This window comes from Coleofasciculus sp. FACHB-1120 (assembly GCF_014698845.1).
GTDB lineage: Bacteria > Cyanobacteriota > Cyanobacteriia > Cyanobacteriales > FACHB-T130 > FACHB-T130.
Map to the genome: position 1 here is coordinate 85,888 of NZ_JACJTV010000003.1, position 23,460 is coordinate 109,347.

At 44.4% G+C, this 23,460-nt stretch carries 20 protein-coding genes; 10 read left to right on the forward strand and 10 right to left on the reverse strand.

From position 1 onward, the window contains the following. Positions 1–445 precede the first annotated feature (445 nt). The 5 genes from H6H02_RS04280 to H6H02_RS27525 all read right to left on the reverse strand — a co-directional run bounded on the left by H6H02_RS04280 (position 446) and on the right by H6H02_RS27525 (position 7,396). Positions 446–3,490 carry an endonuclease/exonuclease/phosphatase family protein gene (locus H6H02_RS04280; protein WP_199328984.1) on the reverse strand — a complete coding sequence of 1,015 codons (3,045 nt, stop codon included), beginning with the start codon at positions 3,488–3,490 and terminating at the stop codon, positions 446–448. Between the two features lie 133 nt (positions 3,491–3,623). Further along, positions 3,624–3,845 (reverse strand): hypothetical protein, encoded by a 222-nt coding sequence (locus tag H6H02_RS04285; protein WP_190814997.1) that lies wholly within the window; start codon positions 3,843–3,845, stop codon positions 3,624–3,626. Positions 3,846–4,713: 868 nt separating this feature from the next. After that, positions 4,714–5,466, reverse strand: a complete 753-nt coding sequence (locus H6H02_RS04290; RefSeq protein WP_190814999.1) for a peptidylprolyl isomerase — start codon at positions 5,464–5,466, stop codon at positions 4,714–4,716. 193 nt (positions 5,467–5,659) lie between these two features. Next, positions 5,660–7,255 carry a serine hydrolase domain-containing protein gene (locus H6H02_RS04295; protein ID WP_190815001.1) on the reverse strand — a complete coding sequence of 532 codons (1,596 nt, stop codon included), beginning with the start codon at positions 7,253–7,255 and terminating at the stop codon, positions 5,660–5,662. Positions 7,256–7,261: 6 nt separating this feature from the next. Continuing rightward, complete coding sequence (locus H6H02_RS27525) at positions 7,262–7,396, reverse strand: hypothetical protein (protein WP_277922516.1); 135 nt, start codon at positions 7,394–7,396, stop codon at positions 7,262–7,264. A 78-nt stretch (positions 7,397–7,474) separates the two neighbouring features. Between H6H02_RS27525 and dxs the strand changes: the two genes are divergently transcribed. The 9 genes from dxs to H6H02_RS04340 all read left to right on the forward strand — a co-directional run bounded on the left by dxs (position 7,475) and on the right by H6H02_RS04340 (position 15,127). Beyond that, positions 7,475–9,382: a 1-deoxy-D-xylulose-5-phosphate synthase gene (gene dxs / locus H6H02_RS04300; protein WP_190815003.1), complete on the forward strand. Its 1,908-nt coding sequence runs from the start codon at positions 7,475–7,477 to the stop codon at positions 9,380–9,382. A gap of 15 nt (positions 9,383–9,397) precedes the next feature. Further along, positions 9,398–9,544 carry a hypothetical protein gene (locus H6H02_RS04305; protein ID WP_190815005.1) on the forward strand — a complete coding sequence of 49 codons (147 nt, stop codon included), beginning with the start codon at positions 9,398–9,400 and terminating at the stop codon, positions 9,542–9,544. 45 nt (positions 9,545–9,589) lie between these two features. Next, positions 9,590–10,648, forward strand: a complete 1,059-nt coding sequence (gene mtnA / locus H6H02_RS04310; protein ID WP_190815007.1) for an S-methyl-5-thioribose-1-phosphate isomerase — start codon at positions 9,590–9,592, stop codon at positions 10,646–10,648. A gap of 42 nt (positions 10,649–10,690) precedes the next feature. Further along, a complete protein-coding gene (locus H6H02_RS04315; protein WP_190815009.1) occupies positions 10,691–11,323 on the forward strand; it encodes a type IV pilin-like G/H family protein in 633 nt (210 codons plus the stop codon). 106 nt (positions 11,324–11,429) lie between these two features. After that, entirely contained in the window at positions 11,430–12,062 is a 633-nt protein-coding gene (locus tag H6H02_RS04320) for a type IV pilin-like G/H family protein (RefSeq protein WP_190815011.1), read from the forward strand. A gap of 175 nt (positions 12,063–12,237) precedes the next feature. Further along, positions 12,238–13,239: a type IV pilin-like G/H family protein gene (locus H6H02_RS04325; protein WP_190815013.1), complete on the forward strand. Its 1,002-nt coding sequence runs from the start codon at positions 12,238–12,240 to the stop codon at positions 13,237–13,239. Positions 13,240–13,312: 73 nt separating this feature from the next. Beyond that, positions 13,313–13,624, forward strand: a complete 312-nt coding sequence (locus tag H6H02_RS04330) for a hypothetical protein (RefSeq protein WP_190815015.1) — start codon at positions 13,313–13,315, stop codon at positions 13,622–13,624. A gap of 61 nt (positions 13,625–13,685) precedes the next feature. After that, complete coding sequence (locus H6H02_RS04335; protein WP_190815017.1) at positions 13,686–14,486, forward strand: sterol desaturase family protein; 801 nt, start codon at positions 13,686–13,688, stop codon at positions 14,484–14,486. A 107-nt stretch (positions 14,487–14,593) separates the two neighbouring features. Beyond that, positions 14,594–15,127 carry a rhodanese-like domain-containing protein gene (locus tag H6H02_RS04340; protein WP_190815019.1) on the forward strand — a complete coding sequence of 178 codons (534 nt, stop codon included), beginning with the start codon at positions 14,594–14,596 and terminating at the stop codon, positions 15,125–15,127. 39 nt (positions 15,128–15,166) lie between these two features. Here the strand turns inward: H6H02_RS04340 and H6H02_RS04345 are convergent, their stop codons facing one another. Further along, complete coding sequence (locus H6H02_RS04345) at positions 15,167–16,192, reverse strand: 1-acyl-sn-glycerol-3-phosphate acyltransferase (RefSeq protein WP_190815021.1); 1,026 nt, start codon at positions 16,190–16,192, stop codon at positions 15,167–15,169. Here H6H02_RS04345 and H6H02_RS04350 point away from each other — a divergent pair. Next, the gene (locus H6H02_RS04350; protein WP_190815023.1) at positions 16,175–16,741 is read left to right on the forward strand and encodes a hypothetical protein; all 567 of its coding nucleotides are present in this window, start codon (positions 16,175–16,177) and stop codon (positions 16,739–16,741) included. The two genes, H6H02_RS04345 and H6H02_RS04350, sit on opposite strands and share 18 nt — an antisense overlap. A 186-nt stretch (positions 16,742–16,927) precedes the next feature. On the opposite strand, the gene H6H02_RS04355 is transcribed toward H6H02_RS04350, so the two are convergent. The 4 genes from H6H02_RS04355 to H6H02_RS04370 form a co-directional block, all read right to left on the reverse strand. Then, positions 16,928–17,515 carry a GDSL-type esterase/lipase family protein gene (locus H6H02_RS04355; protein WP_190815025.1) on the reverse strand — a complete coding sequence of 196 codons (588 nt, stop codon included), beginning with the start codon at positions 17,513–17,515 and terminating at the stop codon, positions 16,928–16,930. A 114-nt stretch (positions 17,516–17,629) separates the two neighbouring features. After that, the gene (locus H6H02_RS04360; protein WP_190815027.1) at positions 17,630–18,283 is read right to left on the reverse strand and encodes a hypothetical protein; all 654 of its coding nucleotides are present in this window, start codon (positions 18,281–18,283) and stop codon (positions 17,630–17,632) included. Positions 18,284–18,328: 45 nt separating this feature from the next. Next, positions 18,329–19,801, reverse strand: coding sequence for a glycolate oxidase subunit GlcD (gene glcD, locus H6H02_RS04365; protein WP_190815029.1), 1,473 nt, complete (start codon positions 19,799–19,801; stop codon positions 18,329–18,331). Positions 19,802–19,915: 114 nt separating this feature from the next. Further along, the gene (locus tag H6H02_RS04370) at positions 19,916–23,068 is read right to left on the reverse strand and encodes a PAS domain S-box protein (RefSeq protein ID WP_190815031.1); all 3,153 of its coding nucleotides are present in this window, start codon (positions 23,066–23,068) and stop codon (positions 19,916–19,918) included. Positions 23,069–23,460 lie beyond the last annotated feature (392 nt).

Consider the following 23,460-nt stretch of genomic DNA (forward strand, 5'->3'; position numbering starts at 1 on the left):
CCTTATAGATAAGCTGAATTACAAATCAAAACTGAGGCGCAACGCGATCGCGCACCACATACTCTGAAAAAAATTGACAAATATTGCTATATATAAAATCTCAGTCCCTGGATTTGCTTAAACTATCCTTAATCTGCTGTGTTATTTTCAGCACACCTTAATCCTCGCTGTACTCGCATAAACACTTTAATTATTTCTTACTTTTGAAAGATGACAAAAAGTTTATGATAAATTTATGAAAAATTAACGGGTCTTTATACCCGCTTTATATAGCTTTTCGGTATTACGGTATATATCAATACTTCTCGGATAAGAACCTAAGCCCCAAGCCCTTCCTTACAAGGGAACGGGAGAAAGCAAAGAAGTCTTGGCTATATCCATAAACCCTAACTAGAACGATGTCCGATTAGGGTCAACAGACAATTATCGATTGCTTTTTACTTGGCTAGATCGTGGTGAAATCATCGCTGGTAAGGGTGTTCGCTTGCACTTCAGTAAGTGTCGCTAATAGTTCCCCGGTGTTGGCAATACCAATCAAAGTATCATTTGCATTTGCACCCGTCCCTTGGGTAATCGTTACATACTCCAACTTCAAACCGTCGGATAATACGATTAGGTCTTGAGCATCGGTGAAGTCAAGAATGGTGTTTGCACCGCTGTTATTGGATAAAACAAAGCGATCGCTACCATTACCGCCGAAGAGTGTATTTTGACCAATCCCACCATTAAGCCAGTCATCACCGTCGCCACCGGCGAGGTAATCATTTCCTTCTCCACCTAAAAGAGTGTCGTTGCCAATCCCGCCACGCAGCAAGTCATCGCCACCCAATCCCTCTAGCGTGTCATTGCCACCTTGACCGTTAATGACATCGTTAGAAGCATCAAAACCTTGGGTGTTGTTATCTAGGTCGTTAAGGAAAGTGACGGTATTTTTGTTGAAAATCTGTTTGAGATCCTCGTTAGCGTTAGCAATGTCAAAGCTTTGCTGAATCTGTGTTTGTCCGTCAAAGAGAATATTGCCGATGTCTACCGACGCACCTGTAGATTGTTGGAGGTTATTCAGGTTTTCGAGGCTAAAGTTTTTCAGGACGACATTCGTGTTGTCAACGCCATCGAATGCGATCGCTAGATCGTTACCCGTTTGAGTTAAAAGTAGATTGCTGGCAGTTAAACCAGCCCCTTCAAATTGGAGGGTATCGACTTCGGCAATAATCTCTGCGGCTGGAAGATTTCCCATTCCGACGCCACCGAAATCTGTAATCGTGTCAGCACCATCGCCACTGCGAATCACAAAAATATCTTGGTCGCCACCGCCGGTGAGGATATCATTTCCTTGCCGACCGATGAGGGTGTCATTCCCTCCTTTCCCGTCTATGCGATTATTATTCTCGTTGCCAACTAAGGTATTAGAACTTGCGTTGTCATTAATTGGTAAGGTAAAACGAGCGACGAGGGGATCGTGGTCGCTGTCTTGAGTCGCAAATTCGGCATTGAGATGAACCACATCAATTTCTGCCGCCGTGTTGAGATTTTTACTAACCAAAATGTGGTCAAGCGCCTGAGAATTGCCCTCGAAAATGTAGGTATATTGTTCGTTGAGTGGCAAAGTATCAATTAGGTTTGTAAGGTCGTCCCCTTTTAAGACTTCCAACGGTTTTGAGAACTGAAAATCATTGAAATCGCCCATGACTACGACATTGGCATTGGGGTCAACTGCCAGCAGGCTATTTACAAAGTTATTAACGGTAGCGGCTTGCTGTAAACGTTGTACTTCTGAAGTGAGTGTGGGCGGTTGAGAACTTCCGAAAAGAGGTTGATCGCCACCTTTTGAGTTAAAGTGGTTGCCGATGACAAATACTTGATTGCCGTTGAAAAGAAACTCCCCGACCAACGGTTTGCGACTGTCGGCAAAAGCATCGCCATCGGAGAGATCGGTATCAACGATCTGACCCGGACTAGCGGAAAGTTCTGCACCCTCTGTCCCGCTAATGACGCTGGTGTTAGTCGTGGAGGTGCCGCCGGGACGGTCTACAAACTCAACCCGATTCGGGTTAAAAAGGAAGCCGACGCGGATATTACCCCCCGCTTGACCGCCATCTTGGTCGTCTACCGGATCAATTTGGCGGTATTCGTAAGTTGGGCCATCCAAAGATGCGATCGCATCTATCAGTGTTTGGTAAGTTTGGCTGGCATCAACGACACTATCATTCGTCGCACCATTGTTGTCTTGTATTTCCTCTAAGCTAATAATGTCTGGTAACTTAAGGTTGTTGACGATAATATTCGCAAGGCTGGTAAATTTAGCTTCGTCATCACTGGGGTCGAGATTTTCGACATTAAAACTAGCCACTGTCAATTGGTCAAGACTTCCGGTTAATGCAGTTGTTTCCCGCGTTAAATTTCCAGAAACAACGTTAGGTAAAGGTGCAGTGTTTAAAAGCTTATAATTGCCAAAACTATAGTCGATGACGCCAGTGATGGAACCCTCAAAGGTGTCCCCAACATTCACCTGAGGTTCACCGTCAATAATGGCATCGTCGATAATAATCCGTTCCGGGTTAAAATCCCCCGGCTGAACTACAATACCGCCCCTCTCTGTTCGGGTGCCAGCATTCACTCCATTGTCAGCCAGGACGGGAATTTCCCCGAAATCATTGGTTGGCCCTACAGCTACCGCGTTATTTACCTGCACCCGCATTCCTTCCAGGCTTTCGTAGAAGTCAATGCCGTCTTGCGCCGGGTCAAATATTTCTAATCCATCATTATCAATCACTTGAGTTGGAATCGAGCGTCCACCCTCACCCAAAATAGTGCTATCAGGTAAAGGATTGTCCTTGGAAATTGTTGCAATCCCTGCATTTCCAACAATAATTTGAGTTGTGGAGAGATTGCTGCTATCAGAATCGCCCGGAATGAATTCATTAACAATCCCGCTAACCAGAATAGAGTCGCCAACGCTGACCTTGGGTGTTATCCAAGTGAGGACAAAAATCCCCTCAGAGGTGGCATCATTCATGTCCGGATTCGGGTCTTGCAGATAGAAGCCATTCGACAGAACTGCGGTGACAATACCAGGGACTTTGGAAACTATCTGACCCGCCAGGGGTGATGTATGGCTAGCACCTTGAATATCGTGGATGCGGAGATTCCCAGCTTCTAGTTCGTCGTCTGTCACTGTTACAGTGATTGTACCGCTAGTATATTGGGTTGCTGAAGCTGTTAATGTCGCCGTCTGAGAACCATCTACAAATGAATCATTTACTGCATCAATTGTGAAGGTTGCTGATGCCTGATTTGCCGGAATCGTCACAGTTTCCGCAACAGTGGCTTCGCTGGTGTCGCTACTCAGTAAGTTAATCGTAACTGATTGTGATAAGTCTCCGGTTCGGGTGACAGTTCCAGTGGCAGCACCTGTACCTGCGGTTTCTGAAAAGGTGGCAGAGTCAACTGTTAAGCTGAGAGATTCTGTTATTTCGTTGTCAGTATTCATTACGGTAAATCCATTACTAGGCATCGTTAACTATTCGGTATTATTTGTCGTCTAATTAGCTGAATTGCTGTTTTCTGAAGGTAACTCCGTCTGAGTACCAGAAGTGCCGTTAAGACTGTTATAAGTTGCGTTATCAATTGTCTGGAATAGATACCGCTATCAATCCATTTATTAGCTCTAGCGGTAATGCAAAGTTATTGTTACTGGTTGCATTCTCTGCCCATTTTGAACCATTACTATTCATTGCATAAATGAAAGCGGGATTGCTAGCTAAGCCCTGATAGGCAAGAATTTTATCTCTATTGAGGGACAGTTTTATTGAGCCAACACCCAGATTGACAATTTCTCCAACCAAGTAATCTCTATTTGCTGTCCAAGTCAGAGTACCTTCATTCTTTCCAAGTTTATTGCTACTTTGCCAACCTTGATTTGTGAACTGAATAGCAGTTCACAAATCAATATCTTTTAATAAAACAAAGGTAAATTGAGCGGAATCGCCAAAGTTTAAACCGATAATGGCAATGTCACCAGCAGCAAGCGTTGTCTGAGCCATAGAAGTCTCTTTTCATTTTCAATTATTTTTTGGAACGGTGAAGTTAATCGGGAGCAATATAGCGATCGCTATATTCCCCTTTTCAGGAGCGATCGCTTTCTCTTTCTCCTACTGCTGCTTCACAGAACTCCCTCTTTTCCTTAGTAGGGTCGAATGAAACGAACCCACTTGTGATAAAGTAGATACTTTGGCAAAATTTATCTCTCCAGAAAGTGGCTTGTTTGCAGACCACATCATTGCATTGAGCTTAGTGCTAACGGCAGGAATATTAAACTTTTCCAAGCCCAAACAGCGCCACCCTGAAGATATTTAGTTATTGTTAAGAAACCCTGATAATCATTAATAAGTATAAATTAGGCGGGATGCAGTTAGCCGTAAATTTACGTAATCTTCATAAACTATCCCGATATTAAGAAATCGTCATCTCTGCAAATATACTGGGAGTGGTAAGAAGCGGTTTAATATCTATTAGCATCCACATCCACTCTTTATCTTTAAGAGGGGTAACTATTTTGTGGAGCTACCCATTTAAAGCGGGGCAGCAAACCCCCACCTCGGTCACAAGGAGCGGGAAAATAGACCTCATCGGTGGAAGTTTTTATGATTTTGGAGGATTATAAACCAGATTTCAATTGTGGAAGGAAGGTTCTAGTTATCAGCTCCGGTAAAGTCATGCTGAATTTGAGGCTGAAGACCCGGTAAACTGTAATAAACCGATTTCTTGCATCCGCTCTTTGACCCAATTCTGAAACATTTCGTCAATCAAGCGACGGCGCATTTGTTCATCTAGCTGTGCTGGCAAGAACTTTTCGAGTCGAACAATTGCATACCATTCTTCCAGACGGGTTGGAGTCCATAGCTGCCCAGGTTGACTAATTGATAACATTTTGGCGATCGCTGGATGCAAAGCACTCAAACTCACTGGGCCAATGACTCCCCCAGTGTGAGCCTCTGTACCTTGGGAATATTCTCTGGCTAACTCTGCGAAAGATTGTTCTCCTTCCTGAATTCTAAAGTAGACTTCCTGGGCAATTCCCATATCCTTGGTACGAATTAAGGAACACACTACTTGGTCGAGACCTGCTTTGTGAGCGATAAAATAAGACTCGACCTTTGAACTCCAAGTAGCTATCTTAAACTTCTCTAGCAGCAAGGATCGTACAGCTAAGTCTTCCAGTTGTTCTAAAGTCATGCCTTGGGATGCCGCCCAAGCTTTTCGCGCTTCTGGGGAGGTGAGTTGGTGCTGCGCGGCAAACTGCTCTACAGCCAATTTGCGCTCTGCATCCGTGCAAGAATAGAGCGCGATCGCTTCGTCAATAATAATCCCTTGCAAGAACTGGGACAGCAGCTGATAACGACTCAACAAAGACGGAATCTCATGTGCCTGAATTACTTTGCTGCCAACTTGAAAAATTTCCGCCATCTCAAACGCAGATACACGTCTCTAAGTTTTCCTTGATTCCATAAGTAGGTCAGATTGGTCTTAAACCTTTGCTACTGACCAAATCCTATAGCAGATTCGGTCGTTACCTTTAAAGAAGTGCCGCTTGAACTAGATAATTGCTGGATAACGCGATTAATCTCTTTGCTGAAATTAATAAAGCAACTGGGTTGATTTAACAGCGGGTAAAGATGAAATAATTTCCTAAGTTAAGCGATCGCGCAACGCCATCCTCCGCAACTTGCACTTCAATTAAACCGAATTTGCAAGCAAAGCGGGTATTATCTATTAGGATGCAGGGCACATCTTGGTTGAACATTTTGGTGTGAAGGAACACGCGACCTGCCTCAACATGGATAGTCAGCGTATCTAAATCTGACGTGTAACTGCCCGCATAAGACGCCCAAGCCGAGAAATCGGGCACAAACGAAGCATCGAGTTCGATGCGTTCGCAGGGTGAAGAGTTGACCATGATATACCGCGTCGGCGCTGCTGCTTCGAGGATAAAACCGACAGGAATTTTTTCTTCGCTATCTGGCTTTTGTGCAAAATAAAGGTCTTTTTTAAGCGCCTGTAAAGGCATTACCTGCTCGTTTAAATCAAGCATCAGCTGGTCATCCAGCACCTGAATCTTGAGCAACCCTGTCTGAGGCCCTAAATATAATCCTGTATATTGCGACCATAACCCGGTATCGGGCGCGATCGCTTGCGGCTTCGGTGTCTGCTTTGGCAGATTCAGGAGTTCGTCAAAGATCCGGTTGACGATTTTGTAAGCCGCGAAGTCAGGGGCGCGACGGTTGAACACCAGCGAAACTGCAACATCAGCCTCCGGAACCATGAGGAACCAGCTACCATAGCTGCTGATTGCACCATTGTGTCCGATTCGGCGTATCCCCTTGTAGGGGTCAACCATGAAAGTCAGTCCATATCCTGCCCCTTCCGTCGTATACCAGTCTGCATGAAGTGTTTGCATTTGAGTAACCGACTGGGGTGAGAGGATCTGGCGATCGCGAAAACAACCCTGGTTCATGTGCATCATCGCAAAGTTTGCCAAATCTAGCACCGTGGAAATGATAAATCCCGCCGGATAGCCAGCCGTATTGTCAGCAAAGCGACGATCTACACTTAATGTCCCATCCTCATTCTGGTTGTGCGATTGAGCAATTGGATAAGTCATCGCCACCGTCGGATCGAATGTCGTGCGTTGCATCTCCAAAGGGTCAAAAACCAACTCTTGCATCAGTTGTGTAAATGGCTTACCGCTGACAGCCTCAGCAATATAACCAACCACCATAATGCCGGGGTTGCTATAGGAGTACAGCTTGCCAGGAGGTGCAATAATCGGGTACTTCGGTATCTGGTCTCGCACGTAAGCCTCAAGTCCCTCTGGATCGCGCCGACCAAAATTTTGGGCATCCGTAGGGAGTCCAGAAGTATGAGTCATCAGCATCCGTAAGGTGATGCGTTCAGCGGCTCCCTCCTCGCTGAGGGCGAACCAATCAATGTAATCTTTAATGGGTCGATCGAGGTCAAGCTTGCCAGTCTCAACCAGCCGCATCACCGCAGTCCCAGTTAGCGGCTTGGTGACAGAACCAATCCGAAACAGAGTTTGCGGGGTCACGGGGATTGAGCCATCTTCCACGCTAGTGACACCAAAACCCCTGGCATAGATGACTTCCCGCTTTTGGACAACCGAAAGCGCCACACCTGGGATAGCGGAGACTTTCATCTGTTCTTCAATTTGCTGTTCTAATTGATAAAAGTTAACCATTTGTCTCTACATCCAGAATTTTTGTAATTTACGGATTTCATCGGATATTGTGCCTACCGCTAACAATCCGGGTAACAGCGAGGGCACTTCCGTGTCCCTAACGGTTACGCAGACTAAACCCGCCTTGTATACCGTAATCATTCGGTTCGTTCCCCCAAATCCATTACAGTTTAAAGAGATAACTAAAATCCGATCCTTAAGCTTATAGGGAAATCTGGAATGCATTTGAGTGAAATTACTCATCCCAACCAGTTGCACGGTCTATCAATTCGTCAACTTCAGCAAATTGCCCGTCAAATTCGGGAAAAGCATCTCCAAACTGTAGCCACCAGCGGCGGTCATTTGGGACCGGGATTGGGGGTCGTAGAACTGACAATAGCTTTGTATCAAACGCTAGACTTAGATCGCGATAAAGTGACCTGGGATGTCGGGCACCAAGCCTATCCGCACAAATTGCTCACGGGACGGTATCACCGCTTCCACACACTGCGCCAAAAAGATGGCATCGCCGGTTATCTCAAGCGCTGTGAAAGTAAATTCGATCACTTTGGTGCTGGTCATGCTTCCACCAGTATTTCATCTGCTTTGGGCATGGCGATGGCGCGAGACCTCAAAGGCGATAACTTCAAAGTCGCAGCAGTGATTGGCGATGGGGCACTCACTGGCGGTATGGCGTTGGAAGCGATTAACCATGCCGGACACTTGCCCAAAACCAACCTGCTGGTGGTGCTGAACGATAACGAAATGTCGATTTCGCCCAACGTCGGCGCGATTCCTCGCTATCTGAACAAAATGCGTCTCAGTCCGCCGATGCAGTTTATTACAGATAATCTGGAGGAGCAGTTCAAGCATATTCCTTTTGTGGGTGAATCCCTGACGCCAGAACTGGAAAGAGTGAAAGAAGGGATGAAGCGTCTGGCAGTTCCTAAAGTAGGGGCGGTATTTGAAGAACTCGGCTTTACTTATATGGGACCAGTGGATGGTCATAATTTAGAGGAACTGATTGCCACCTTCAAGCAAGCCCACAAGATGCAAGGGCCAGTTCTGGTTCATGTCGCAACCGTAAAAGGGAAAGGATATGAAATAGCTGAGAAAGACCAAGTCGGCTACCATGCACAATCCCCCTTCAACCTCGCTACGGGTAAAGCGGTTCCCTCTAGCAAACCCAAGCCTCCTTCTTACGCCAAAGTTTTTTCCCACACGCTGGTTAAACTCGCCGAGAATAATCCCAACATTGTCGGCATCACAGCAGCAATGGCGACTGGCACAGGTTTAGACAAACTCGCCAGCAAACTCCCCAAGCAATACATTGATGTCGGAATTGCTGAACAACACGCGGTCACTTTAGCCGCAGGTTTGGCTTGTGAAGGGATGCGACCCGTTGCCGCAATTTACTCTACTTTTCTGCAACGCGGCTACGACCAAATCGTTCACGATGTCTGCATTCAAAAATTACCCGTCTTCTTCTGTCTTGACCGCGCCGGAATTGTCGGTGCTGACGGTCCCACGCACCAAGGGATGTACGATATCGCCTATCTGCGCTGTCTCCCGAATATGGTGTTGATGGCACCCAAAGATGAAGCTGAATTGCAGCAGATGATCGTGACAGGCGTTAACTATACCGATGGCCCGATTGCGATGCGCTATCCTCGCGGCAATGGCTACGGGGTGCCCCTGATGGAAGAAGGCTGGGAAGAACTACCCATCGGCAAAGCAGAAATTTTGCGCCAAGGCGATGATGTTTTGCTCCTGGGTTATGGTTCGATGGTCTATCCCGCCATGCAGGCAGCGGAGATTTTAAGCGAGCATGGAATTGAAGCGACTGTCGTCAATGCTCGTTTTGCTAAGCCGCTGGATACTGAGTTAATTTTGCCTCTGGCTCAGCAGATTGGTCGGGTGGTGACGCTGGAAGAAGGCTGCATCATTGGCGGCTTTGGTTCGGCTGTGGCAGAAAGCTTGCTGGATAATCATCTGATGGTGCCTATAACGCGGATTGGCGTGCCTGATGTATTAGTGGATCATGCTACGCCAGAACAGTCGATGGCGGAACTGGGTCTGACACCGTCTCAAATTGCCGAGCGAGTGAGGAAATCTTTTAGTCCTCAGCTGTCAGCAGTGATGGGTTAAAAGTAGGTTTTTTTAATGCAAGGGTTCGCAGAGGTAATCGCAGAGGTACGCAAAGATATCGCTGGCGCTCTGCGTTCCTTGGCGCTAAAGCAAAATCGCGATAACTATTTTCGGGAAAAGGCACAAGGTAAAAAAGCAGTTAGTCGAGTAAATATCGGCTAAGTTGTTAGAAACTATCATATTGATGACTAACAACTCACAGCCGATATGTCTACCAAAACTCAAGTTTTTCCGGTTATTTGGAACCAAGACCGCGTTTTGCTCATCGACCAAAACCGGCTGCCTACCGAGTACACGTTTGTTGAGATCAGCTGCTGCGAGGATATGGCGCAGGCGATTAAAACGATGATTGTCCGGGGGGCACCGGCTATCGGTGTTGCGGCTGCCTACGGGATGTACCTGGGGGCAAGGGAGATTCAGACAGACAAGCGTGAGGAATTTTTGACTAAGTTGGAGCAAATTGCCGAGATGTTGCGGCAAACTCGTCCAACTGCGGTTAATTTATTTTGGGCGATCGCGCGGATGTTGCGAACTGCCTATGAATCGCTCGGAACGGTAGAAGAAATCAAATCTATTTTACTGACAACTGCTAAGGCGATTAATGCAGAAGACTTGCAAACTTGTCAGGCAATCGGCGATCACGGTTTAAAAGCTTTACCTTCCAAGCCTCATAAACTGGTTATTTTGACTCACTGCAACGCTGGAGCTTTGGCAACTGCTGGCTATGGAACTGCCTTGGGCGTTGTTCGTTCTGCGTGGCGAGATGGGCGTCTGGAGCGAGTCTATGCCGATGAAACTCGTCCCCGCTTACAAGGTGCGAAGCTGACTTCTTGGGAATGCGTCCAAGAAGGCATTCCGGTTACGGTGATTACCGATAGTATGGCAGCTCACTGCATGAAACAGGGTTTAATTGATGCGGTCGTTGTCGGTGCTGACAGGATTGCCGCAAATGGTGACACTGCTAATAAAATTGGCACTTACAGTCTGGCACTGGTTGCCAAGGCTCACAATGTTCCTTTTTTCGTTGCCGCACCCCTCTCTACGATTGATTTCGAGTTACCGTCTGGTAACAAAATTCCGATTGAAGAACGCGACTCCTCGGAAATTTACCAAGTTGGCAATACACTTCTCACCCCTGCTGGTGTGGAGTTTTACAACCCAGCATTTGATGTCACTCCCGCCGAATTAATTTCAGCAGTGATTACAGAGTATGGCGCGATCGCGCCCAGTGAGTTAAAACAGTTTCAGACCAAACAAATGGTTTAGAAGAGTGCAACAATATATCTGAAAAAGAAGAAGGCACAAACCTTGGGAAAAACCACAGCCGAAACCAAACAACATCTTTTGAAAAACAAACCCATCCGTAAATTTGCGGCGTCTATACAAGCAGATTCATCGTATCTTTACAATTGGCAAGTTTCCCTCAAACAGCGAAGAAACATACTCTTTTTCGTAACAGGTGTAATAACGATAGGGAGTTTGGTATCGGTAGGTAATCCCATTGCTTTCGCACTTGGGTTTCCCCCCATGTTGAACTGTGGTCCAGTTAAGCAATCAGCAGTGGAAGAAAATATTGAGTCAATTAACTTAGCTCAAGAAGCCCATTTTTCTGAAAAAAAGTCCTTTGCTAACGACTTTAATAAGTTAGGAATCCGCCTTCAAAAGCAGGGAGACAACTACGAATATTCAACTCGTGCCACTTCTTCGGCTGCCTTTAGTTACGGGATATCCCAAAGTAAAGGAAGTAACAGTTACGTTGGGGCTGTGTTTGTAGTCCCTGCTCCTGAGACCAAATCTAAAGCGGTTAATCGTGAGATAATAGTAACTATTTTGTGCCAAGCGGATTCCCCCGGGGCAATCAAACCTGTAGAGCCAGCTTATCAAAATGGTGCAGTTGCTTGCGGCTCTAACACCACCGAAATCTACCGTTATTCGCCTTAAGGCTAACTCGTAAGAAAGTTTAGGTTTTGGATCGGCATCTAAGCAATCCAAAATCTAAGCTTTTCAGGAATTTCTCATCTTGCCAGTGAATATCTATTAAAGCCTTTTGTACTTTGTACTCACGCAAAGCTCAAAAGCCTATATCAGCTTTATTGACTTAAAAAGATTGAAGATGAGCATCTACCGCCGAGATAAGTGGCTACAATATTTATTTAATAGAAACAAAAATCAAGGTTTTACCGCCGTTGAGCTTTTGTTTGTTCTTATAATTATTGGTATTTTGGCGTTTATGACTTTGCCTAATTTTTTGGGTTGTGCCAATAAAGCCAAGCAATCAGAGGGAAAAAACTATATCGGCTCAATGAATAGAGGACAGCAAGCTTACTATTTAGAAAATGGTAACTTCGTTGCTTCTATGCCAAAATTGGGTCTAGGTCTTCCAACTAAAACAATCAATTATGAATATTCTGTTCGGGCAACAAAAACAGCAGTCTTTAACTACGCGATCGCTCAAAAATCTGCTTCCAAACCTTTGAAAAGCTATGTTGGGGCTGTCTTCATAGTACCTGCATCTGATGTAAACGAGAAAGCGGCTGAAAATCACGAGAAATGGTCATCGTTATCAATAGTATGCGAGACAGAGACCCTCAGTAACAAACCTCCCGCCGATCCAACTTACCAAAAGGGTGCCCTCACTTGCGGTTCTAATACCACCGAAATCTACCGTTATTCACCTTAAGGTTAACCCGGAAGAAAATTTAGATTTTGGCTTTGCATCTAACTAAGCAAGCCAAAATCTAAACTTTTCAGGAATCCCTTATTTTCCAAGTGAATATTTCTTAAAGCTTTTTATAGTTTGCACGCACGCAAAGTATAAAAAAGTATCTAGGGTTTATTTATTCAAAGAGGCTGAAATGAGCATCTATTTCCGAGCTAAGTGGTTACAATTTTTATTTAAAAAGCACAAAATTGAAGGTATAGCTTTCTACCTTAGACTTTTGGTTCTTATGGTAATTTTTGGTGTTTTGGCAGTTATAGCTTTACCTATGGTATTTCCTGAAGAGAGGATTTGTGGAGGCAAAGGCAGACTCTATGGGCAAATCTATATCGGCGTAATGAATAAAGCACAGCAATATTACTATCTAGAAAATGGTGCTTTTGTGGATTCAATTCCGAAACTAGGGACAGGTATTAAAACTGAAAACAAAAATTATGAATATTTCGCTCGTGCGACAAAAACAGCAGTTTTTCACTACGCGATCGCTCAGAAAACTGCCTCAGACCCACTGAAGAGCTATGTTGGGGCTGTCTTCATAGTACCTACATCTAAAGTAGGCAAAAAGGCAGCTAAAAATAACAAGGAAACGTTAGCAATAATATGCGTGACAGATACTCCTACTAGCCAAATCCCCGCGGAGCCAACTTACCAAAAGGGTGTCCTCGCTTGTGGTTCTAATACTCAAGCACTTGAAGTACCTGAATTTATGAGAATCGAGGAAGAGAAACGAAGGCGAAGGGACGAAGGAAAACTTAACATTCTCTCAAAGATTAAAGGACAGCAAGCTTTCTATTTAGAAAGTGGTATTTTTTTTGCTCCTACTATGTCGAAATTGGGTATGGGTGTTACAGATATAACAGGCGAAACAACCAATTATGAATATTCTGTTCGCAGAACAAAAACGGAACTCTTTAACTACGCGATCGCTCAAAAAACTGCCTCAAAACCGCTGAAGAGCTATGTTGGGGCTGTATTCATCGTACCTGCATCTAAGATAGACAAAAAGGCGGCTAAAAATAACAAGGAAACGTTAGCTATATTATGCGAGACAGATACTCCTACTAACCAACTACCCGCAGAGCCAACTTACAAAAATGGTGTTGTCACTTGCGGTTCTAATACTCATCCGCTACTCTAGTACCACATCTAAAAAATATAGTGATCGCCTGAAACAGCAATTTTCCAAATCCAGTGATTCACCGGAGGTAATCATGCAGCTTAAGGATAAAGAAGAACAAAATTCAGTCAATATATCTTCCCAGTTAAACCTAGCCATTCAAGCTGAAGAAACGACTGAAAATACGACAACAAATTCGATTACTAAATCTCAGCCATTCCTAAATAAATTTAGTCCCGAAATTAAGGCACTTCTTGTCTTACTTATCTTTTTTAGTCCGATGATCTTAATGGGTCTGATGGGTCTTGGAGCCTTGTTTGCTCTCAGTATGTCCGGCGAGTTTGATACGTTGACTTCCGATCCTTGTGGAGAGATGCAATCAGAAGACACTATCCAGCCTCGCTAAATCCAAAAAAGGCGTATGGTGGGCATTACCCACCATAATTGATAAATAATGCCTGAAAATTATGCTTTCTGATGTTGTTAAAGGCTTTTTTTTACTGCTGTTTATATTAGTCCCCCTAGAAAAGATATTTTTTTTACATAAACAGAAGATATTTCGTAAAGGATGGTTAACAGATGCCATTCATTATTTTATTGGTTACTTTGTTGGTAGAACAGCAGTATTGGTCGTTAGTGGAATATTAATTGGACATTTTCTCAGAAGCTTAATCAATCCAGAAATTCAGATGAACGTTGCTTCTCAACCTGTAGGGTTACAGTTTCTAGAAGCAATTTTTATCGCTGATACTGGATATTACATTGCTCATAAACTTACTCACAAGATTCCTTGGCTGTGGAAATTCCATGCGATTCACCATAGCGTAGAAGATATGGACTGGTTAGCAACGGTGCGTCTGCATCCCATTGACCAAATATTTACAAAAGTTTTTCAGATAGTCCCGCTATACATACTAGGCTTCACTAAAGAAACATTTACTGTATTTTTTCTTTTTGGTGCTTTTGAAGCCTTCTTTATCCATGCCAATATCAAGATTAGATTTGGATGGCTCAGGTGGGTAATTGCTACCCCAGAATTTCATCACTGGCATCACACTGCCGAGCGAAAGTTCTATGACAAAAACTTTGCGGCTCAGCTTCCAATTTTAGATTTAATCTTCGGCACTCTCTATATGCCTGTGGGTAAAATGCCGAACAAGTATGGGATATCCGAACCTGTGCCTTCTGGGTATCTTGGACAAATACTCTACCCGTTTTCTAAACGAAAAAAGTTTATGAATCAAGTTAAAAGAATAGAGAATATATAAAAAAGTTTTTATGGTTCATAATTTTTATTTCTAGTTGTGACTAATGACATCTCGGTATTATGGTTGCTATGGTAATGAGGTTGAGGTGTCACTCATCGGAAAGTTTTATGCAAATAATGACTAAAATAACCAGTCGTTTACGTCCTTTACCTGTAATTTTAGGGATTGTCGCTGTTAGTGTTGGTGCTTTAGGTGCTGCGATCGCGATCGCGGACATCGACATCCAAGCGATCGCAACTGGCAAATATGCAAACAAGGTGACGGTAGCACAGTTGCAGCAGGGAAAACTAAAGCCAGTCTTCCTAATTGATGTGCGATCGCCAGAGGAGTACGCTGAAGATCATATTGCTCAAACTCCACTGGTACCTCTGACTCAGATTGAAACGGGGATAGGGGTTGAGCGCGTTAAGGCATTGGTGAAAAAGAGCGTTCAACCCAATCAACCCGAACCAACGGTCGTTCTATATTGCACCAAAGGATCGCGTTCAACGAAAGCTTACTGGATGTTAGAGGGAACGGGGTTGAAGATGGCAGTCTTATCAGGTGGCATTACTGAATGGCGGAAAGCCGTGCCTGTAGGACAAGATAAAGCGGTTTTATCTCCAATTATTTTACAAGCTAAGAAGTTAAATGCTAACTAACTTCTTATAAAAACTGATTGAATGCAAATCAAACCTACATTACTTTTTTCTCAGAAGTTGGTTAATTTGACTTTGCAGCTTTTCTTGTAATAGTTGTGCGTGTCGGTAAGCAGCGTTTCGATCTTGCCGAGTAGAAATTTTTGGTTCAGGAAGTTGCTCGTCTTCAACAACTTCTGTTGACCAAGTTTGATAGAGAGGCTGAATAAAATAACGCAGCCGACTTCGCATCGCCCAAACACCCATTGATGGGAAGAGAATGAAGAAAAACATCAAAAAAGAGACAGGCAAGAAAGGCAAGTAGATGGCTCTTGCAAATTTTTTGAGATTGATTGCCCAAGGATGCAAAGATTCATTGCCGATGCAAGCAACGGGCAGAATTGGAATGCGATAGCGATCGCTTAACTGGATAAAACTTGGGTGAAAAGTGTCTAACTGATAACGCCTTTTCCACCCTTTTCCCGGCCCGCGTATGCCCTCCGGCGCGTATAGTAAGATGGTTTTTTGAGCCACCGCCGCTTCAAATTCATCAGCTTCTGCCCTAACGCCGCCTAGAACTTGCGACCATCCTGGAGGTAGCCACCAAATCACCCAGGGATGTTCAAACAACGAAACACCCGCCAGCGGTTGCACAACCCATTCCCGTGTCTGGCTTAAGAGCGTTCCTAATCCCAAAATATCCCAAGGGAAACACATTCCTGCATGGTTCATTGATACAATCAATGGCCCGGTTTGAGGCAAATTTTCGAGTTGTTGTAGCTCTCCTTGAAAATAATATTTCACAATCGGAGCCAGCACTTCATCTCGAAAAGCTTGCTGATAATTTGGGTCAAACTCCCCTTCTCCCCGGCGGGGTGAACGAAAGCCGAGACGTATCCAACGAATCAACAACGCCAGATAAAATCCCCCAGGAATGAGAAACAATCCATACTCCAGCCAATTCCAACCATCGGGATCGGTGTGATAGTGTTGCCAGTGGCGGTTGAATAAAATCAGCCAGCCTGGAGGATACCAAAGACAAAACCAATCAAACCAATTCCAAGAATAATCGTGAATACGCCCAGCCATGCCATTCTCAATCTCGGCATTCTCGCTAAACCGCAACAATCGCACTTCAATCTCCTAATCGTGTTGGGCGCTATATTACCCGATATTCCAATTTTTGTTTTCTACCTTGTGGCGAAATATATTCAACGCCTACCAGAACATCAAATTTGGTCAACCGCTTATTACCAACCTTTTTGGCAAAATATTATCCACTTCTTTCATTCAATTCCACTGGCTTTAATTGGGGTAGCCATCGCTCGCTACTACGGGTGGAAACCCCTTGAAATCGTCTTTTTGAGCATGGTGCTGCATTCCCTCGGAGATTTACCCGTCCACAGCGATGATGCACATAGGCATTTTTTGCCTTTTAGCAATTATCGTTTTATCAGTCCTATCTCTTATTGGGATACTAACAAATACGGCACGATTGTTTCTTTCGTTGAGCGATTGCTGGTTCTGGTAGCGACCGTTTACGTCTTCGGGATAGTTCACTCCTACATCGGCAAAGCACTACTCATGGCAATGAACTTGATTTATTGGCTCGGTTATCTCTATTTCTGGGTTTTCTAAGGGATATTGAACTTTTCGCCGTAAAGTTACATCTTGCTCTAGGCAGTTGAAACCGCAGTTACACAAGCAAAATCTGGCTACGCAGGTTACAAAACCCTTTGTTTCTAGTTGGTTTGCGCTTTCCTAACTAGAATGCGATCGCCCTTCGATTCCATTGTCAGAACTTGGCGCAAGATGTAAATTGAGCTACTTGAACCACGATAACCACGCAGACCAACTTTGCACTAAGTGAGCAAATTCTGCATAACCGGCAGCACCAGGGTGAGCGCCGTCATTCGCTGTTGCCTCACCAATCCACACTGATGACGCCTGCAAAGGAGTAAAAACATCTAAATAAGGCACATTGCGATCGCTACATAAACAAGCTAACTGCTCAGACAAACCAGCGAGCCTAAAATTTTGCTCAATCTCTGTAACGGGTGGCGATCCCACCATCAAGACTGGAAATGTTTGCCTTGCAACGTCAAGAATTGCACGGTAATTCTCTAAAGAATCCGCTAACTCTACACGAGTCTTCCCATTTTCCAGGGTGGTGTCATTAACACCAAACGAGAAGACAATCCTGCCATCATATTCTTTAGGTAAGCGACAAGCAACCTCACCGAGCCAACGGGATCTAATATCCGCGCTGGTTTCCCGCCGTACCCCAAGATTGTAATAAGTAATGTCATAACCTTGCTTTCGTGCTGCTGCACAAATTCTTCCCGTCCAACCAAGACACTCTGGATCGCCAGTTCCGTTTACAAAGGAGTCACCAATAAAGCAAATTCGCATTTTGCCTGAAGTCTATTTTTATTTTTTTGTTTCCCTATCTATTTTTCTAAATAGCACAAGCATCCTTGACTCTAGAAGAACTTCACCGGATAGAGCGATCGCTTAATCCGTTTTTCATAACAATTCCATTTCTTCTTGAATATTTTGTCTGGCTTGTTGTTCTAAAGCAAGAAACATTTTTTCAGTAAAATATATTCGTTCTCGGTTTAAAAAGCTCTGTAATACTTGTTTTCGGCCGGTTCGGTATTTTGCAGGCGAGAGCCATACATATTCTTTTCTAATTAATTGAGCATATATTTTGTATTTAGTAGCTGATGCTCCTAATATAGCAAGGTCTGCATCTAGAAAAATTTTGCTATCAATCTCCTCTATATGTTGATGGTATTTGGTTTTGATGATTAAGGAATATACAGCCTCTATAGTTGATGAGGGAATCTCTAACCCTTTCAAAATCATCGCTGCATATTCTGCACTTTTTTCCTCATTGTCGTTAGCTTTTGGGTTATAAACTGCATCGTGGAACCAAGTTGCAAATTCAATTGCTGCGTAGTTTTGGGATAGCGATCGCAAATTGTTAAGCGTTGCTAAAACTTGTTCTATATGCTCCAGAGTATGATAGTATCTACCATCACTAGAGTAAGCCTTGAATAAGTCAAGCAATACCTTCTGACCAATCTCTTGCTCAACCTGAAACGGTTGTAGTAAAGACTCCCATCTAGATTGCAATGCAAACCATCTTTCTGGCTCTAGATTGTAGCGCGATCGCATACTTCCCCAAATTCCTTAGCGAATCATTTGCTCTAGGTTAATGAATTAAAATACATCAACTGACTCAAACTGCTTTTGAGACTGAGCGTGTGCAGCTTCGCCACAGGTACGGGGAGTGGGAAATATTTTGCCTGGATTAGCTAAACCTTTGGGATTAAAGACTTGGCGCACCCATTGCATCGTTTCTAAATCGGTTTCGGTAAACATTTGCGGCATATAGCATTTTTTGTCTGCACCAATCCCGTGTTCTCCAGAAAGGCTTCCGCCTACTTCTACGCAAATTTTAAGAATTTCCCCACCTAATTCTTCCACCTGTTCCAACGCCCCAGGAATCGAATTATCATAAAGAATGAGGGGGTGAAGATTGCCATCTCCAGCATGGAAAACGTTAGCAATACGATAGCCATACTTTTGGCTCAATGCTTCAATTTCTTGCAACACAAATCGCATTTGAGTCCGGGGAATCACCCCATCTTGGACATAATAATCAGGACTGAGCTTGCCTGCTGCTGCGAAGGCTGCTTTCCGTCCTTTCCACAGCTTTAGACGGGTTTCTGGCTCGTTTGCCGTGGTAATGCTACGCGCTCCATTTGTAGTGCAAATTTCCGCAATATGCTGTTTATTTGCCGCCACTTCCACTTCTAAGCCGTCTATTTCGACTAACAAGATAGCAGCAGCATCTCTGGGATAACAACCTGTGGCTACAACATCTTCAACAGCGTTGATGCTGATATTATCCATAATTTCCATACCGCCTGGAATTATCCCAGCGCTGATAATATCTGATACAGCGGCTCCAGCATCTTCAACACTAGTAAAATCTGCTAAAAGAACGCAAATAGATTCCGGGGTTTTAAGAATTCTCAAAGTGATTTCTGTAGCGATACCTAGCGTGCCTTCAGAACCAACAAATAAACCCGTTAAATCGTAACCAGGCATTTCGGGAATTTGTCCTCCCACGTCTACAATAGAGCCATCGGGGAGAACCAGTTTTAAACCTAAAACGTGGTTGGTGGTGACGCCATATTTGAGACAATGGACGCCTCCAGAATTTTCTGCAACGTTACCGCCAATTGAGCAGACAATCTGGCTGGAAGGGTCAGGCGCATAGTAAAATCCGGCACCGCTAACGGCTTGTGTCACCCAATTATTAATCACTCCAGGCTGCACCACAACCCGCTGATTTTCTAAATCAATGCTTAGGATTTTTCGCATCAATGCAGTAACAATTAGCACGCAATCTTCTATAGGCAAGGCTCCACCAGAAAGTCCAGTGCCAGCACCGCGTGCAACCCAGGGAATTTGATTTTGGTCGCATATCTTCACTGCCGCTGCGACTTCTTCGGTGGTGCGCGGCAGCACGACAAGAGCAGGTTTTTGTCGGTAGCTAGTTAAACCATCGCACTCGTAGGTTATTAATTCCTCACGACGCTGCACGACGCCGTTTTTCCCGATAGCTGCCTCAAATTGCTTGATAATGGATTGCCAGTTGCGTTGTTTTTTGTCTTGAATAATCATCGGTGCTTCTCAAATTAACCGCTTTGAGGACTATTGTTACAAAAATTACATCACAGAAGTAGGAAAATGCGAAAAGACAAATCCTCGCCCATTAGATGCTGGAATGCTTGACCGCTAACTTAGAAGCTCGTGAATAGATTTCAACAAATCTTCTGCGGTGTAGGGCTTCGACAAAAATCTTTTGACTACGCCACCTGCGATCGCTGGGAGCTTATTGTTGGACACCAAGCCGCTCACAGCAACAACTTTGACCTGGGGATTCATTTTTTGCAGAGCGCGAATGGTGGTTGGGCCATCCATTGTAGGCATCATCATATCAATTAATACGACATTGATTTCCGCGCGATGCTGGGCATAGAGCGCGATCGCTTCAATCCCATCGTTTGCAGTGAGTACCCGATAGTCGTAGGCTTCTAGGGATGTTTTAGTCACCTCTCGAATGGCTGGTTCATCATCAACCACAAGAATCCATTCTCCGTGACCTCTGGGCAGTTCATAACGCTCCGTAGCTTCTGGATCTGTTGTAGTTGTATTAGTTGCTGGAAAATAAACTTTAAATTGAGTTCCTCTTCCTACTTCGCTATAGACATTGATAAAACCGCCATGACCTTTAATAATCGCCAAAACAGTGGAAAGACCCAGACCTGTGCCTTTGCCAAGTTCTTTTGTCGTGAAAAATGGTTCAAAGATTCTTTCTAAACTCTCTGGCGGAATCCCACTACCCGTATCCGAAATAGTGATAACAATATAAGGTCCGGTTTTGGCATCAATATTCATTCGAGCATAGTTTTCATCGATGAGAAGATTTTCGGCGGCGATACTCAAGACTCCACCATCTGGCATGGCATCACGGGCATTCACGCAGAGATTCATCAACACCTGATGTACTTGAGTGGCATCTCCAGAGACAGGCCAAAGTTCCATCATTCGTACATCTGTATAGATTTCGATTGATTTAGGAAAGGTTTCTTTGGCAATTTTTTGAATTTCCGCAATTAAGTGCCCTACTTGAAGTGACATTCGCTCACCTTCAACTCCTCGCGCAAATGACAAGACTTGCTTAATTAGCTCGGCACCCCGTTTAGTATTTGTTTCTAGTAGATCCAAAAGCCGCTGACTGCGCGGATCGGGAATTACCATTTGCAAGATTTGAATGGCGGCAAGAATTGGCGTCAATACATTGTTTAGATCGTGGGCAATACCACCAGCAAGCGTACCGATACTCTCCATTCGTTGGGCGCGGCGGAACTGTGCTTCAAGTTGTTTTTTCTCTGTAATATCGGTGTCTACAGAGAGGATTGATTTGGGGTTTTCTTCGTCATCGCGCACTAAACTCCAACGACTGGCGACAATAATTTGTTTACCTTCTTTGGTGACTTTATACAATTCACCTTGCCACTCACCTTTGTTGTTAACAGTCTTGCGAGCTTCAAGGAGTTGAGGCGAAGGGTCGGTGTACAAAATCTCTAAGACACTTTTCCCCAGAACTTCCTCTGCCTTCCAGCCGTACAGTAACTCAGCTCCTTTACTCCAAAGTACGATTTTGTCTTCCTGATTTCGCACGAGAATTGCATCTGTTGTTACATCTAGCAAGGCAGCTTGTCTGCGGATTTTTTGTTCTGCTTCTTTGCGCTCGGTGATGTCTCGATCCATGCCGCGATAACCTTGGAATTTTCCATCACAATTCCAAATTGGAACTGCACTGGTTTCTAGGACAACTAGATGACCGTCTTTGTGAAAAGTCGTATTTTCAAGACAGGTAATGGGTTGTGCCAGGGCAGCCATTTGCCCAAAGATATTCGCAACTCGAAAAGCTTCTTCTGGAGGCATAAGATCGAAGGGAGTTTTGCCTAACGCTTCTTCTGGTTCATAACCCAAAATATCGCGAACCTTCGGACTGACATACGTGTAAACAACGTTTTCATCCACCTCCCAAACCCAATCACTAGTCGTTTCGACTAAATTGCGAAACCGCTCTTCGCTTTGGCGCAACGCCTCCTCATGAGCTTTGCGCTCGGTAATGTCGCGAGCGATCGCATACATTAATGCTTCTTCAACGACCGGAGAGGCTGTCCAGGATAGCCATTTGTACGAACCATCCTGACAGATGTAGCGGGTCTCAAAGTCGATCGTCGGTTCGCCCGTGGCAAGTTTCTCGAATTCGTTACGGGTTTTTTCTTGGTCTTCAGGATGAACAAAGTTAAACAATGGTGTAGAACAAAATTCTTCTTGGGAAAACCCTAGAGTCTTCTCAAACGCGGGGTTCACGCGCTTAAAATAGCCATCGAAACTAACAATACACAGCATATCCAACGAGAGGGTGAACAAGCGATCGCGTTCTTCCTCGGCTCGTTTGCGAGCGGTGATGTCCGTTTGCAAGCCTACGAAGTAAAGTAAGTTCCCCTCGTCTGAAAATACTGGCGAAATTCTTAATTCATTCCAGAATGGCTGACCATTTTTTCGATAGTTCAGTAGCGTTGTTTGAATCTCTTTCTGTTCGGAAATTGCTTGGCGAATTTGAGCGATCGCTTGCGGATCTGTGCCGGAACCTTTCAGAAAACGGCAGTTGCGACCCATAATTTCCTTTGGCTCATACCCAGAGATCCGTGAGAAAGCTGGGTTCGCGTAAACGATCGGGTTGTCTGGCTGGTTCGGATCGGTAATAATCACTCCCTCAAAAGCGGAAGTAATCGCCTGTGCTAGTTGCAGGTTTTCAGTAGCCGCTCGCTGGAGCGCCTCCTCGGTTCGTTTGCGTTCAGCGATGCTGCGTTCTTTTTCAGCTAAATTACGCCGTAGCTCTAATTGGCTAATCACCTGGCGGCTTATCGCTTTAAGTGCCTCTAACTGTTCTGAGCTGAGGTTTCGCGGTACATAATCCGCCACACAAATCGTTCCGATTATCTGTCCCTCAGGCGTCATCAGCGGTGCGCCAGCATAAAAGCGAACACTAGGGCAAGCAATTACAACTGGATTAGAGGCGAACTTTTTATCAGCTAATGTATCAGGAATCATTAAAATGTCGGGTTGGTCAAGTAGGGGACAGAACCCGATATCAAGGGGGAATTCTGATACCTCTAAACCCACCTTTGACTTGAACCACTGACGATTTTTATCCAAAAAATTTATCAACGCAATCGGGGTTCCACAGACGTGCGCTGCTAAATAGGCAAGATCGTCGAATGCCTCTTCGGGTTCTGTATCAAGAATCCGATACCGGCGCAGAGCTTCCAGCCTTGCCGCTTCCTTATTAGATACTAAAGTTTTCATCAGTACTTATTCCTACTTAGACCGGATCTCGGTAGCTGTCATCTGAAAATGCTTGTTCTGCCTTGTCGCGCTAAATGTCTCAATGCTGAAGAAGCAGGAGAAAGTCCAGCGATCAACTTTTCCGTCCGATAACCCTAGCTAGATTGTTCCCTGGCGCTCCAATGGACTAACACTTCCAGGAAAATCTACATAAAATCGCTAAATTCTACACATTTCCTCTCAGATAAAAAGTCTCCAGCCTTTTACCGCAGTGCCGGAAGTGCGATCGCGCCTGCTAAGGGTTATTTGTGTCCGTGGGAAGTAAGAAAGGTGGTTTTGCTACTTTCATGGTGTATTAAATGGTTTTCCTATTCCTATTTAAATTCTATGAAATCTATCTAAAGATTGATGGC